The organism is uncultured Alsobacter sp., from assembly GCF_945952055.1.
In the GTDB taxonomy this organism is placed as follows: Bacteria; Pseudomonadota; Alphaproteobacteria; order Rhizobiales; family Beijerinckiaceae; genus Alsobacter.
Window position 1 is genome coordinate 1 of sequence record NZ_CAMFHB010000082.1, and the last position, 12,822, is coordinate 12,822.

11 protein-coding genes and 1 pseudogene are annotated in these 12,822 nt (G+C 69.2%); 7 read left to right on the top strand and 5 right to left on the bottom strand.

Going from position 1 to position 12,822, the window contains the following annotated elements:
- Together Q0Q47_RS30265 and Q0Q47_RS30270 are read left to right on the top strand one after the other, a co-directional pair.
- Positions 1-688: pseudogene (locus Q0Q47_RS30265) on the top strand (apolipoprotein acyltransferase); the annotation flags it as partial.
- Positions 689-1,201: 513 nt separating this feature from the next.
- Positions 1,202-1,645: a GNAT family N-acetyltransferase gene (locus Q0Q47_RS30270; protein ID WP_293868803.1), complete on the top strand. Its 444-nt coding sequence runs from the start codon at positions 1,202-1,204 to the stop codon at positions 1,643-1,645.
- A gap of 7 nt (positions 1,646-1,652) precedes the next feature.
- On the opposite strand, the gene Q0Q47_RS30275 is transcribed toward Q0Q47_RS30270, so the two are convergent.
- From Q0Q47_RS30275 to Q0Q47_RS30290, 4 genes are all read right to left on the bottom strand, one after another.
- The gene (locus Q0Q47_RS30275; RefSeq protein WP_293868804.1) at positions 1,653-2,282 is read right to left on the bottom strand and encodes an ABC-type transport auxiliary lipoprotein family protein; all 630 of its coding nucleotides are present in this window, start codon (positions 2,280-2,282) and stop codon (positions 1,653-1,655) included.
- Positions 2,283-2,313: 31 nt separating this feature from the next.
- Entirely contained in the window at positions 2,314-3,837 is a 1,524-nt protein-coding gene (locus Q0Q47_RS30280; RefSeq protein ID WP_293868806.1) for an MCE family protein, read from the bottom strand.
- Between the two features lie 9 nt (positions 3,838-3,846).
- Positions 3,847-4,560 (bottom strand): ABC transporter ATP-binding protein, encoded by a 714-nt coding sequence (locus Q0Q47_RS30285; protein WP_367278328.1) that lies wholly within the window; start codon positions 4,558-4,560, stop codon positions 3,847-3,849.
- Positions 4,561-4,672: 112 nt separating this feature from the next.
- A complete protein-coding gene (locus Q0Q47_RS30290) occupies positions 4,673-5,800 on the bottom strand; it encodes an MlaE family lipid ABC transporter permease subunit (RefSeq protein ID WP_293868810.1) in 1,128 nt (375 codons plus the stop codon).
- 152 nt (positions 5,801-5,952) lie between these two features.
- Between Q0Q47_RS30290 and dgcA the strand changes: the two genes are divergently transcribed.
- Positions 5,953-6,963, top strand: coding sequence for an N-acetyl-D-Glu racemase DgcA (gene dgcA / locus Q0Q47_RS30295; protein WP_293868812.1), 1,011 nt, complete (start codon positions 5,953-5,955; stop codon positions 6,961-6,963).
- Here the strand turns inward: dgcA and Q0Q47_RS30300 are convergent.
- Entirely contained in the window at positions 6,933-8,120 is a 1,188-nt protein-coding gene (locus Q0Q47_RS30300) for an MFS transporter (protein ID WP_293868813.1), read from the bottom strand. The two genes, dgcA and Q0Q47_RS30300, sit on opposite strands and share 31 nt — an antisense overlap.
- A gap of 186 nt (positions 8,121-8,306) precedes the next feature.
- On the opposite strand from Q0Q47_RS30300, the gene Q0Q47_RS30305 reads away from it, so the two are divergent.
- From Q0Q47_RS30305 to Q0Q47_RS30320, 4 genes are all read left to right on the top strand, one after another.
- Positions 8,307-8,648, top strand: coding sequence for a rhodanese-like domain-containing protein (locus Q0Q47_RS30305; RefSeq protein ID WP_293868814.1), 342 nt, complete (start codon positions 8,307-8,309; stop codon positions 8,646-8,648).
- A gap of 67 nt (positions 8,649-8,715) precedes the next feature.
- Positions 8,716-11,031 (top strand): xanthine dehydrogenase family protein molybdopterin-binding subunit, encoded by a 2,316-nt coding sequence (locus tag Q0Q47_RS30310; RefSeq protein WP_293868815.1) that lies wholly within the window; start codon positions 8,716-8,718, stop codon positions 11,029-11,031.
- Positions 11,032-11,203: 172 nt separating this feature from the next.
- Positions 11,204-11,641 (top strand): cytochrome c, encoded by a 438-nt coding sequence (locus tag Q0Q47_RS30315; protein WP_293868817.1) that lies wholly within the window; start codon positions 11,204-11,206, stop codon positions 11,639-11,641.
- A 76-nt stretch (positions 11,642-11,717) separates the two neighbouring features.
- The gene (locus tag Q0Q47_RS30320) at positions 11,718-12,653 is read left to right on the top strand and encodes a cytochrome c (protein ID WP_293868818.1); all 936 of its coding nucleotides are present in this window, start codon (positions 11,718-11,720) and stop codon (positions 12,651-12,653) included.
- Positions 12,654-12,822 lie beyond the last annotated feature (169 nt).

Below are 12,822 nucleotides of genomic sequence, written 5' to 3' on the forward strand. Positions count from 1 at the left end.
GTCCCGGGCGAACCTGGTGGTGCAGCCGACGCGGCGCGATCCGTCGGCCGGCGCCCAGCCGCAGACGCCTCCCGCGCCGCCGCCTGTGGTCGCAACGGCCCCCACGGCCGCGCCCGTCGCGCAGCCCCTGGCCCCGCCGCGCGCACCCGCCCCGGCTCCCCAGCCTCCGGCGCCCAAGGGTGGCGGCTGGCTGTCCGAGCTGCTGGCCCGCGCCTCCCGGGACGACGAGGAGCCCACCCTGCGCCGCAGCCAGACGCCCGCGGAGCCGCCGCGTGCCCCGGCCCCGCCGCCGGCTCCCGAGCGCCCCGCGGCCCGCCCGCAACCCCAGCAGGAGGCGCAGCCGAGCGTGGCCGACTCGCTGGGCAGCCTCTCGGCGGACATCGCCCGCATGGTCGACCATGAGGCCGCGGTGGAGCTGTGGGAGCGCTACACCAACGGCGAGCGCAACGTGTTCTCGCGGCGCCTCTACACGCCGCAGGGCCAGGAGCGTTTCGACGAGTTCCGCCGCCGCTACCGGCGTGACCCGGACTTCCGCGAGACGGTCGACGCCTATGTGGACAAGTTCGAGGAGCTTCTCCGCGAAATCGCCCCCGGCGACCGCGGCTCGGCCCTGTCGCGCTCGGTCCTCACCTCGGACGAGGGCAAGGTCTACACGATCCTCGCCCACGCCAGCGGCAAGTTCGACTGAGATCCCACGCACGCAACGACGAACGAAAGGCCGGGCTCGCGCCCGGCCTTTTTCGTTTGAGACGCGATGAGTGGCCGTGGCGAAGTCCTGAACGGGCACGGTTCGCAGCAGAAGCTTCGATGCGCCCCCGCCGGACACCATCGTGCGGAGCGCAATTTGGCCGGCACCCCCATGTCCTCATCCCGAGAGCGTGTGATTCTTTAGCCGTTCCAGCTTGGCTCACTCTCTCCGCGTCATGGCCGGGCTTGGCCCGGCCACCCACGACTTGAGAATGCCTCCGGCAAAGTCGTGGGTCCCCGGGCCAAGCCCGGGGATGACGGCTGAGAGGTCGGTATGAACTGGACTGCCGGTCCTCAGGGAGGGATCCACAAGCTCTGAGACGCAGCCGCAGGCGGACTGAGTGAGGAGGTGGGTGGCGTTCGGGCCCGAGTTCGAAACAGTTTGGCATGGGACGCGCGCGCGTTCGTGCGAAGGTCTTCGCCTAGAACAGACCCGCCAGCCCAGGACCGCGCCATGCCCGTGACCATCCGCCCCCTCGCCCTCCAGGATCGCCCGGCCTGGGAGCGCCTCTACGAGGGCTATGCGCGATTCTATGCAGTCGAGCAGACGCCGCAGATGCGCGAACGCGTGTGGTCGTGGATCGCGGCCGGGACACACGGCGTGGAAGGCTTCGGCGCGGAGTTCGACGGCCGGCTCGTGGGGATCGCCCACGTGCGCCCGTTCGCGCGACCGCTCTCGGCCACCGTCGGCGGCTTCCTGGATGATCTCTTCGTCGATCCGGACGCCCGCGGCCACCGCGTCGCCGACGCGCTGCTGCAGTTCCTGAAGGACGAAGGCGCGCGGCGCGGCTGGTCGGTCATCCGCTGGATCACGGCCGAGGACAACTATCGCGCCCGGGCCGTCTACGACCGCGTCGGCGCGCGGACGAAGTGGGTGACCTACGACATCAAGATCTGACGACGCTTCAGCGTCCGCCGGTCCAGCGCACCATGTCGGCGATGAGCTTGCCCGTCGCCTGGTCGAGGGCGGCCGCCGCGGCCTTTCCATCGACGGCCGCGAGCGGCGCCGTCGCGCGGAAGATGCGCGCCGAGACGATCTTGCCCGAGCCGTTGACGAGCTTGGCGGAGAGTTCGATGACCGCCTGGGTCTCGCCGGCCGTCGACACGCCGAAGAACCGCAGCTCGCTCTGGATGGCCGCGTCGGCGGCGAGCCCGGTGCCCGGGCGACCCACCGCCCGGCCCGCGTTCTCGAAGCCCTGCACGATGCGGCTCTGGAGGAGGCGCGGCAGGCGGTCGGACCATTGCACGCCGGGCAGGAAGGACAGCGTCCCGTCGCCGGAGCGCACGACGATGCGGTCGCTTTCCAGCGCCTGCAGGGCCTGAGGCTCGGACACCACGATCAGGCGGCCGGCCGCGCCGCGCGTGCCCGACGCCGATGGCAGCGACAGGTCGAAGGTCTCCGGCGGCGGGCTGAAGGAGCCGCAGCCCGCAAGCCCCAGGAGAACCGCCACCGCGCAGGCGCGCGCCAGCAACGTGGCCCTGGGCCGCTTCTGGGGCCGCTTCGCGCGGTCGAGGGTCGCAGGGATCATGGACATGCCGGGGTCGGGGCCGAAGGCGGGAGAAGACTCAACGCTTGCCTCCATATTCGGGAATGGAGGGCTTGTTCCCGAAAAGCAACTGCTGCGGGTTGGCTTCGAAGCTGCGCAACGTCCTGTTGATCTCGTTCAGGGTGCGGCGGCTGTCCTGCGCCAGCTGCTCGACGCTCTGCAGGCCCGAACTCGTGGCCTTGTTGATCCCGCCCGTGAGTTCGGCGGTGCGCTTGTCGAGGTTCTCGGCGAGCTTGCGGATCGACTGGGACATGGCCGTGAACTCGCCCAGCGCGCCCTTGGTGCTGTCCGAGCCCAGCACGTCCTGGGCGCTCTGCAGCACGGCGTCGATCTTGTCGGCGGACTTGTTGAGCTTGGTCACGAGGTCGTTGGCGTTGCGCGCGATCTCGTCGACCCGGCCGCTGCTGTCCCCCAGCGCGGTCGTGAACTTGTCGATGTTGTCGATGGTGCGCGCGACCTTCACCCCGTCGACGCCGCGGAACACACCGTCGAGCCCGCGCACGGCTTGCTGCACGTCGACCAGCACGCCCTCCACCTTGTCGCCCGACCGGTTGAGCTTGGAGGAGAGTTCGCTGGCGTTGCGCAGCAGTTCGTCGACGCGCGGCGCGCTGTCGGCGAGCGCCACGGAGAACTTGTCGATGCTGTCGATGGAGCGCGACAGCTTGGCCGGATCGACCGCCTGCAGCACGGAGGCCGCCCCGTCGATCGCCTTGTCGAGCTTCTCCGACGTTCCGCTGAGACGGCTCGTCAGGGTCGAGGCGTCGGCGATGATCTGCGAGATCTTCGCCTTCTCCGCCGCCACAGCGGACGTGATGTCCTGCAGGTTGGACACGACGTTCTTCACGTCGTCCGGGTTCACGCCGCGCACGATGCGATCGATGTTCTCGGTGAGCTTCTGCAGGTCCTGGGACAGGCTCGCGATCTTGTCGGCGGCATTGCCCGTCGAGGACAGGAATTGCGCGACGCCCTGGGAGTTCTGGGCGAGCGCGTCGGAGAAGGTCTCGACGTTCTTCACCGTGCGGCTGATCGATCCGGCATTGTCGGCGAACAGGGAGTCGGCCTTGGCCAGCACGTCGTCGGCGCGCTTGGCGAGGCGCTGCGCGCTCTCGAGCAGGTCCTGGAAGTCCGAGCGATCGGCGTAAATGACGGGCGGCTGCTTGCCGTCGGGGCTCTGCAGCGGAGGGCTGCCGGGGCGTCCGCCCGACAGCTGGATCGACGCCACGCCGGTCAGGCCCTGGAACTCCAGCCGCGCCCGCGTGTCCACGTTCATCGGCGTGGTGGCGTCGACGTCGATGCGGGCCACGACCTTGCTGGGATCGTCCGCCTGCAGTTGCAGCGACGTCACCTCGCCGACCCGCAGGCCGTTGTAGAGGACGAGCGAGCCGCGCGAGAGGCCCGACACCGAGCCGTTGAACACCACCCGGTAGGTGACGAGCTTGGCGGAGGCGTCCTTGCCGGAGAACCAGAAGACGAACCCGAAGGCCGCGGCGATCACCGCGAGGGTGAACAGGCCGATCAGGGCGTAGTTGGCGCGGGTTTCCATGGATGCAACCTACCGTGCCGGCTCTGCGCCGACCAGCGACTGAGCTCGTTTGCCGTGGAAATAGGCCTGGAGCCACGGATCGCGGGACTCCAGCATGGTCTCGATGGCGCCCACCGCGATGACCTTTCCATCCCCCAGCGCGGCGATTCGGTCGCACACAGAGTAGAGGCTGCCCAGGTCGTGGGTCACCATGAACACGGTCAGGCCCAGGGTCTTCTGCAGCGTGGCGATGAGCTCGTCGAAGTCCTGTGCGCCGATGGGATCGAGGCCGGAGGTCGGCTCGTCGAGGAAGACGATGTCGGGATCGAGCGACAGGGCCCGCGCCAGGGCGACGCGCTTGATCATGCCGCCCGACAGCTCGGACGGGTTCTTGCCGCCCACGTCGGCCTTCAGCCCCACCATCTCCAGTTTGAGGATGGCGAGCTCGTCCATCAGCCGCGGCGAGAGCTTGAGGTACTCGCGCATCGGGACCTGCACGTTCTGCTTCACGTTGAGCGAGGAGAACAGCGCCCCTTGCTGGAACAGCACGCCCCAACGCCGCTCGATGGCCCTGCGTCGCTGCGGCGAAATGTCGTCCAGGCTCTCGCCGAAGACCTCGATGGTTCCCGACTGCTTCTGCACCAGCCCGAGGATCGTGCGGGTCAGCACCGACTTTCCGGCTCCCGACGCGCCCACGAAGCCCAGGATCTCGCCCCGGCGAACGTCGAGGTTGAGCCCGTTCATGACGCGCTTTTCGCCGAACGCGACCACGAGGTCGCGCACCCGGATGATCGCCTCGCGATCGGGTGTCTTGGCGTCTTCGACGGCCGGAGCGGCAGCTTCGCTCAAGGGTCCCTCAGTATTTGATCGCGGCGAAGAACATCGCGAACAGCCCGTCCACGACGATCACCATGAAGATCGACTTCACCACCGACGCCGTCACCTGCCGGCCGAGCGATTCGGCCGAGCCCTTGACGGCGAGACCCTCGATGCACGCGATGACGCCGATCACCAATGCCATGAACGGGGCCTTGATGAGGCCGACCAGAAACGTGTTCAGGGCCACGGCGTTGCGCAGGCGGTCCAGATAGACGTCCTGCGAGATGCTTCCGTAGATCCAGGCCACCACCCCGCCGCCGAACAGCGAGGCGATGTCGGCCACGAAGGTGAGCAGCGGCAGCGCGATCATCAGGGCGAAGATGCGCGGCAGCACCAGCACCTCGATGGGATCGAGGCCCATCACGCGCAGCGCGTCGATCTCCTCGCGCATCTTCATCGAGCCGATCTCGGCGGTGAAGGCGGATCCGGACCGGCCGGCGATCATGATCGAGGTGAGCAGGACCCCCAGTTCGCGCAGCGCCAGGATGCCGATGAGGTCCACGACGAAGGGCGTCGCGCCGAACTTGCGCAGCTGGAAGATGCCCTGCTGGGCCACGATGCAGCCCACCAGGAAGGAAATGAGGGCGATGATCGGCACGCTGCGCAGGCCCACGGCCTCCAGGTGGAACACCAGCGGCGTGAACCGGAACTTCGACGGATTGCGCAGCACGCGCCCGATGGCCGCCACCAGCGCGCCCAGGAAGCTGGTGCCGCCGACGAGGTCGCGCCAGGATCCCACCATCGCCTGGCCGACGTCCGCCAGGATGTCGACCGCCTGGGATTGGGCCGGCTGCGGCTTGCCCAGCACGTCGCGGTAGGTCACCTCGTTGAGCAGGATCTTCTGCTCCTGGGTGAGGTTGACGTAGCCGGCGTCCACGCCGGAGGCCTGGAAGGTGGCGCGCGCCCGGTCGACGACCCAAGCGCCCAGCGTGTCCAGGCGCCCCACCCGCGACAGATCGATGAGGACACGGGTCGCGCCCTTCAGGTCCGTGGCAAATCCATCAGCCAGACGCTCGATGCGCTCGGCATCGACCGTCGTCCACGGTCCGGCCAGGATGAGACGGGCTTCGCCTCCATGGCGCTCGATCGCAAACTCGGGTTCCATCACGTCGGGTCCGCGTGCCCGTCCTGTCTTGAGGGCCACCGCCCGGGTCCTTATCGTGGGGCCGGGCGCGGAGTCGTTCAACCCCAGGCAAAGCCGCGGCACGACTCCCGCGCGCGTCGCGTCCTTTCGGACACGCCAGAGAGGAGATCACCATGCCTGCCGATTCTCCCCAAACCGGCGCCCGAACCCTCTCCGTCGCGGTGGAGCGCTGGCCCATCGCCGGCAGCTTCACCATTGCCCGCGGCTCACGCACGGAGGCGGTCGTGGTCGTCGCCACCGTCTCGGAGGGCGGCACCCGCGGGCGCGGCGAGTGCGTGCCCTATGCGCGCTACGGGGAGACGGTGGAAGGCGTCGTGGCCGCCATCGAGGCCGCGCGGGGGCTGGTCGAGCAAGGCTGCGACAGGGTGGAACTGGCGAAGGGCATGCCCGCCGGCGCCGCCCGCAACGCGCTGGACTGCGCGCTGTGGGACCTCGAGGCGAAGAAGGCCGGCGTTCCCGCCCACGTCCTGGCCGGGATCGCGCGGCTCTCCCCGGCGACCACGTGCTTCACGATCAGCCTGGGGCTGCCGGAGGTGATGGCCGAAAAGGCCGCCGAGGCGGCGGACCGGCCGATCCTCAAGGTCAAGCTCGGCAGCGGGCAGGACGATCGCAAGCGCCTCGCCGCGGTGCGGGCGGCCGCCCCGGATTCGACCCTGCTGGTCGATGCCAACGAAGGCTGGACCGAGGCCAACCTCGAGAGACACCTCGCCGCCTGCGCGGAAGCAGGCGTGGTGATGGTGGAACAGCCCCTGCCCGCCGGGCAGGACGGGATCCTGGAGGGCCTGCCGCGGCCCGTGCCGCTGTGCGCCGACGAAAGCGCCCATGGCATCGACACGCTGTTCTCGGTGGCCAAGCGCTACGACGCGATCAACGTGAAGCTCGACAAGACCGGCGGCCTCACGGCGGCGCTCGCGCTGGTCGAGGCGGCGCAGACCCTGGGGCTCGGGCTGATGGTGGGCTGCATGGTGGGCACCTCGCTCGGCATGGCGCCCGCGCTCCTGCTCGCCCGGCATGCCCGCTTCGTCGACCTGGACGGCCCCCTGCTGCTGGCCCGCGACCGCGACGAAGGCCTGCGCTACGAGGGCAGCATCGTCTATCCGCCCGCCCCTGCCTTGTGGGGCTGAACCGGGTTGGCTGCGATGCGGGCCGCCCAGGCGGTGGCCCCCAGCGAGGCCATGCCGACGGGAACCATCGCCAGGAAGGACGCGGCGCCGAAGGCTTCGTACAGGGGTCCGCAGGCCGCCGTCGTGATGCCGTTCAGCGTGGCGTTGACGGCGATGAAGAGCCCCTGCTGCCGGCCGCGCCGGCCACCGGAGGGGATGCGGGCGAACGCGCCGATCGAGCCCAGCAGCGTCGCGCCGAAGGTGATTCCGTGCAGCGCGATCAGCAGCACCAGCCACGCCCCCTCCACGCCCGTCGCCAGCCCGATCCAGCGGGCGATGCCCACGCCGGCGCCGATCGCCAGGAACGTGAAGGCCGGGAAGCCGGGGCCGGCCGCCGCGCCGACCACCGCGAAGAGCGTGATCTCGACAACGACGCCCGAAGCCCAGATCAGGCCGATGGCCGCCGACGAGAAGCCCGCCTTCTGCAGCATGATGGAGCCGAAGGTGTAGATCATCGCGTGGCTGGCATGGCTGAAGGCCGTCGCCAGGATGATGAGCAGCACGAGGCGTCGCGACGCGGCCGGCTCCTCGGCCGGAGCCCCGTCCGGACGCTCGGGTTCGCGGGCCGTGCCGCGCGGCGCCGCGAACGCCATCGCCGCCGCGAGCAGCGCGCTCAAGGCCAGCAGCGTGGGGATGGACGAGGGCGAGAACACCCCGACGAGCGCGCCGCCGCCGAGGCTGGCGGCGATGAAGGACGCCGAGCCCCACATGCGCAGCCGCCCGTAATGCAGGCGCGGCCGGCGCCGCAGCGACTCGATGGCGACGATGTCGGTGAGCGGCCCGGCCGGACCCTGGGCGGCGAAGGCGATCGAGGTCACGAACAGGACGGCGATGAAGCCGCTGGCCAGCGGCAGCGCGAAGAAGCCGGCGGCGGCCACCAGGCTCGTGATCAGCAGCAGGGGACGCACGCCGAAGGCGCGGTCCGCCTGGAAGGCGATGAAGGGCGACACCGCCGCCCGCACGAAGATCGGCAGGCCGATGATGAGCCCGATCTCGGCGGCCGGGAAACCCCGGTCGGCCAGCCAGATCGGATAGAAGGTGAGGTAGAGGCCATTGCCGGCGAACGCGGCCGCGTACAGCGCGGCGATGCGCACGGCGAGGCCCAGGTCGGCGGACATCAGGCGTTTGCTCCCCCGGCAACTTGAAGAGCCGCGGCGGCCCGGTCAATCGGCAACCAGGCCGGAAAGCGCGCTGCACGGCTGGCGCCGCGATGACGCATGGCACAGGTTGCGGGACGGTCTGGCCAAACACGGCGAATGGGGTAGAGTTCGGCCCGACAAGGACGGTCAGCGGGAGGCGCGGGCATGATGGGCTTCGGTCGCAAACCGAGCGTTGAGAACCTCGATTTCGACGACATTCGCCAGGGCCTGGCCGACAACTCCATTCTGCTCGTGGACGTGCGCGAGCCCAACGAATGGGATGCCGGCCACATCCCGGGCGCCATCCTGATGCCGCTGTCCACGTTCGACGCCACGGCGATTCCCGATCCGCAGGGCCGCCGCATCGTGCTGTCGTGCCGCTCGGGGCGGCGCTCCCTCACCGCGGCCGACTCGGCTCACGAGGCCGGCGTACCGGTCGACGCCCACTATGCGGGCGGCTTTCTCGATTGGGTGAACCAGGGCGGTCCTGTCGAAACCGGGTCCTGAACCCACTCCCCTTTTCCGGGCGCATCGCGCCCCCTTCTCAACACATCGTTCGGACGTCGAGGATCCCATGGCAGTCAAGAAGTTCGGTATCGGCCAGCCGCTGCGCCGCGTCGAGGACAAGCGCCTCATCACCGGCGGAGGCAACTACACCGACGACTACACCCCCGAGAAATGCCTGTTCGGCGTGGTGCTGCGCAGCCCCCACGCGCACGCCTCCTTCAAGTTCACCGACCTCGAGACCGCGCGCGCCATGAAGGGCGTGAAGCTGATCCTGACGGCCGAGGACGTCGCCCACCTCGGCGACGTGCCCTGCCTCGCCCCGCTGCCGAACGGCGACGGCACCAGCAACCACGTCGCCCACATCCCCGTGCTGGCCAAGGGCGTGGCCAAGCACGTCGGCGACGCCATCGCCTTCGTGGTGGCCGATTCCGCCCTGCGCGCCCGTGACGCGGCCGAGGCCATCGGCGTCGACTACACGACGCTGCCCGCCGTGGCCGACATGCGCGCCGCCGTGAAGAAGGGTGCCGCGGCGGTGTGGTCGGAGCAGAAGAACAACATCGCCTATGACACCAGCCTCGGCGACAAGGCCAAGGTCGACGCCATCTTCGCCAGCGCCGACAAGGTCGTGAAGGTGGACATCGAGAACAACCGCCTCATCACCAACTACATGGAGACCCGCGGCTGCGTCGCCGAGTACGACGCGCCGACCAAGAGCTGGAAGCTCACGGTGACGAGCCAGGGCGTGCACGGCCTGCGCGACACGCTCGCCAACATGATCCTCAAGGTGAAGCCCGCCAAGGTGCAGGTCATCACCGGCGACGTGGGCGGCGGTTTCGGCACCAAGTCGTTCATGTACCGCGAATATCCGCTGTCGGCCGAGGCCGCCCGGCGCCTGAAGCGGCCGGTGAAGTGGGTGGCCGATCGTGGCGATCACTTCGTGTCCGACGCCCACGGCCGCGACAACGTCGCGGTGGCGGAAGTGGCGCTCGACGGCGCGGGCAAGTTCCTGGCGATGCGCTTCGACATCCTGGGCAACCTGGGCGCCTACCTGTCGCAGTTCGGGCCCTACATCCCGTTCCTCGGCGCGACGATGATGACCGGCGTCTACAAGACCCCGGCCATCTACGTGCGGGTGCGCGGCATCTACACCAACACGGTTCCCGTCGACGCCTATCGCGGCGCCGGCCGGCCCGAGGCGGCCTACCTGCTGGAGCGCCTCGTCGACCGCGCCGCCCGCGAGCTTGGCATGAAGCCCGAGACGCTGCGGCGCAAGAACTTCATCCCGGCCAAGGCCATGCCCTACACCACGCCGATCGGCGACCGCACCTACGACACGGGCGACTTCGACCAGCACATGACGCGCGCCATGGAAGCGGCGGACTGGGCCGGCTTCAAGGATCGCCTGCGTGCCGCCCGCAAGGACGGCAAGATCCGCGGCATCGGCATGGCGACCTACATCGAGTGCACCGCCTGGGGCGATGGCGAGGACGTGGAGGTGCGGCTGGAAACCGACGGGACCGTGACGGTCTATTCGGGCACGCAGTCGAACGGCCAGGGCCACGCCACCGCCTACGCGCAGTTCGCGGCGCAGCACCTCGACCTGCCGCTCGACAAGATCCGCGTGGTCCAGGGCGATACGGCGCAGGTGAAGACCGGCCACGGCACGGGCGGCTCGCGCTCGATCCCGGTGGGCGGCGTGTCGGTCTACGTGGCCTCGCAGAACCTTGCCGAGAAGCTGAAGCAGCTCGCCTCGGAGAAGCTCGAGGCCTCGGTCGCCGACCTCGAGATCGCCGACGGCACCATTCGCGTCGCCGGCACGGACAAGCGCATCACCTTCGCCGACATCGCGGCCATGCCGCAGGCAACGCCCGAGGCCCGCACCGGCGAAGGCGACTTCACCCCGCCGAACGCCACCTATCCGAACGGCACCCACATCGCCGAGGTCGAGATCGACCCCGACACCGGCGTGACCAGCATCGTGCGCTACTCGATCTGCGACGACTTCGGCATCGCGGTGAACCCGCTGCTGCTCGCCGGCCAGGTGCATGGCGGCGTGGCCCAGGGCATCGGCCAGGCGCTGCTCGAGAAGACGGTCTTCGACCGCGACGGGCAGCTCGTGACGGCGAGCTTCATGGACTACTGCATGCCGCGCGCCGACAACCTGCCGTTCTTCCACTTCGAGACGAAGAACGTGCCGTCGACCACCAATCCGCTGGGCATCAAGGGCGCCGGCGAGGCGGGGTCGATCGGCTCCTGCCCCGCGGTGATGAACGCCGTGGTCGATGCCCTCGACCGCGCCTACGGCATCCGGGACATCGACATGCCGGCGACTCCGGACCGCGTCTTCGACGCGATTCGGCGCGGCTCAGCCAAAGCTGCCTGACGAAACCTGTTTGCGGCGGCGCCTACGGGGCGCCGCCGTATGCATCCGCGCAAAGGCGTGTTTGCACGTATTTGTACCTAGGCCATGAAATAATCCCACCTCTGCGTTTGTTTACGTGAAGGGTACGCCGAACTCGGTGGCCCATGGACAGACCACCTCAGGGGGATCACGAATGCTTCGTCTCGCGTTTGCTGCGGCGCTTGCCGCATGCTCGGCCACGGTAGTGCTGGCCCAGTCCGACGTCATTGCCCAGCGCCGCGACCTGATGAAGGCGAACGGCGGGGCCACCAAGGACCCGGCCGCGATGCTGAAGGGCGAAGCGCCGTTCGATCTGGCCAAGGTCCAGGCGTCGCTGGCCAAGTACCAGGAGACCTCGGCGAAGATGCCGGCTCTCTATCCCGACAACTCCAAGACCGGCGGCGACACCACCGCCTCGCCGAAGATCTGGGAAGACGCCGCCGGCTTCAAGGCGGCTTTCGAGAAGTTCGCCAACGAATCGAAGGCTGCCGCCACGGCCATCAAGGACGAGGCGTCCTTCAAGGCGAACTTCCCGAACGTGCTGAAGAACTGCGGTAGCTGCCACGAGACGTACCGCGTGAAGAAGGGCTGAGGCCCTCCTGACACGAATGTGATAACCCGGGCCTCGGCCCGGGTTTTTTGTTTCCGCCGGTGGAGGACTTGGTCGCATGAAGGTGATTGGCGTTTTGGCCGCGCTCGTTGCAGCCGGACTGGTCGGGTTTTTCGTGCTCACGGCACCGGGGACCTACGACCTCTTGCGCGGCGACGGAAAGCTGACGCCCACCGGGCAGCGCTCCCTCGACAACGGCAAGACGCTGTTCAATGCCGGCGGCTGCCCGTCGTGCCACATGGTGCCCGGTCAGGAGGATCGCCTGAAGCTCGCCGGCGGCCTCGGCCTGAAGACGCCCTTCGGCACCTTCAACGTCCCCAACATCACGCCCCACCCCCGCGACGGCATCGGAGCGTGGACCGCGACCGACTTCGTCCGCGCCATGCGGGAGGGCGTCTCTCCGGACGGCCGGCACTACTACCCGGCCTTCCCCTACACGTCCTACCAGCGGATGTCGCCGAACGACCTCGCCGACGTCTTCGAGTACATCAAGACGCTCGCTCCCGCCGAGGGCCGGGTGAAGGATCACGACCTCGCCTTCCCCTTCACGCTGCGCCGGGGCCTGGGCCTGTGGAAGCTGGCGTTCCTGGACGGCCAGACCTTCACGCCCGATCCCTCCAAGCCCGCCGACTGGAACCGTGGCGCCTACCTCGTCAACGGCCCGGGGCACTGCGCCGAATGCCACTCGCCGCGCACGCTGGCCGGCAACATTCCCTCCGACAAGCGCTTTTCCGGCGGCCCGAACCCGGAGGGCGAGGGTTTCGTCCCCAACATCACCCAGGACCCCAACGGCCTCGGCAAGTGGTCCAAGGCCGACATCGCCGAGCTCCTGAAGACCGGCTTCACGCCGGACTTCGACTCGGTCGGCGGATCCATGACGGCCGTCATCCGCAACACCTCGCAGCTCAGCGACGATGACCGCGCGGCCATGGCGACCTACCTCAAGTCCCTGCCCGCCATCGCCAGCCCACCCCGGCCGAAGAAGGCGGAGTAAGCGGCGGTCGCGAGGTCCTGCGTCCTTCGACGCGCCCACTCGGCGGGCTGCTCGGGGATTGTGAAGGCATCCGCCAGTCCAGCTGGCTCACCCTCTCCACGTCCTGCCCGGGCTCGGTGTACAGCCCGGAGACATACCTGACAGCTGTTCGGGGACATCCCTGACACTC

Coding starts and splice junctions, on each gene's coding strand:
- Q0Q47_RS30270 (WP_293868803.1), top strand. CDS start 1,202: ATGCCCGTGACCATCCGCCCCCTCGCCCTCCAGGATCGCCCGGCCTGG.
- Q0Q47_RS30275 (WP_293868804.1), bottom strand. CDS start 2,282: ATGTCCATGATCCCTGCGACCCTCGACCGCGCGAAGCGGCCCCAGAAG.
- Q0Q47_RS30280 (WP_293868806.1), bottom strand. CDS start 3,837: ATGGAAACCCGCGCCAACTACGCCCTGATCGGCCTGTTCACCCTCGCG.
- Q0Q47_RS30285 (WP_367278328.1), bottom strand. CDS start 4,560: ATGAACGGGCTCAACCTCGACGTTCGCCGGGGCGAGATCCTGGGCTTC.
- Q0Q47_RS30290 (WP_293868810.1), bottom strand. CDS start 5,800: ATGGAACCCGAGTTTGCGATCGAGCGCCATGGAGGCGAAGCCCGTCTC.
- dgcA (WP_293868812.1), top strand. CDS start 5,953: ATGCCTGCCGATTCTCCCCAAACCGGCGCCCGAACCCTCTCCGTCGCG.
- Q0Q47_RS30300 (WP_293868813.1), bottom strand. CDS start 8,120: ATGTCCGCCGACCTGGGCCTCGCCGTGCGCATCGCCGCGCTGTACGCG.
- Q0Q47_RS30305 (WP_293868814.1), top strand. CDS start 8,307: ATGATGGGCTTCGGTCGCAAACCGAGCGTTGAGAACCTCGATTTCGAC.
- Q0Q47_RS30310 (WP_293868815.1), top strand. CDS start 8,716: ATGGCAGTCAAGAAGTTCGGTATCGGCCAGCCGCTGCGCCGCGTCGAG.
- Q0Q47_RS30315 (WP_293868817.1), top strand. CDS start 11,204: ATGCTTCGTCTCGCGTTTGCTGCGGCGCTTGCCGCATGCTCGGCCACG.
- Q0Q47_RS30320 (WP_293868818.1), top strand. CDS start 11,718: ATGAAGGTGATTGGCGTTTTGGCCGCGCTCGTTGCAGCCGGACTGGTC.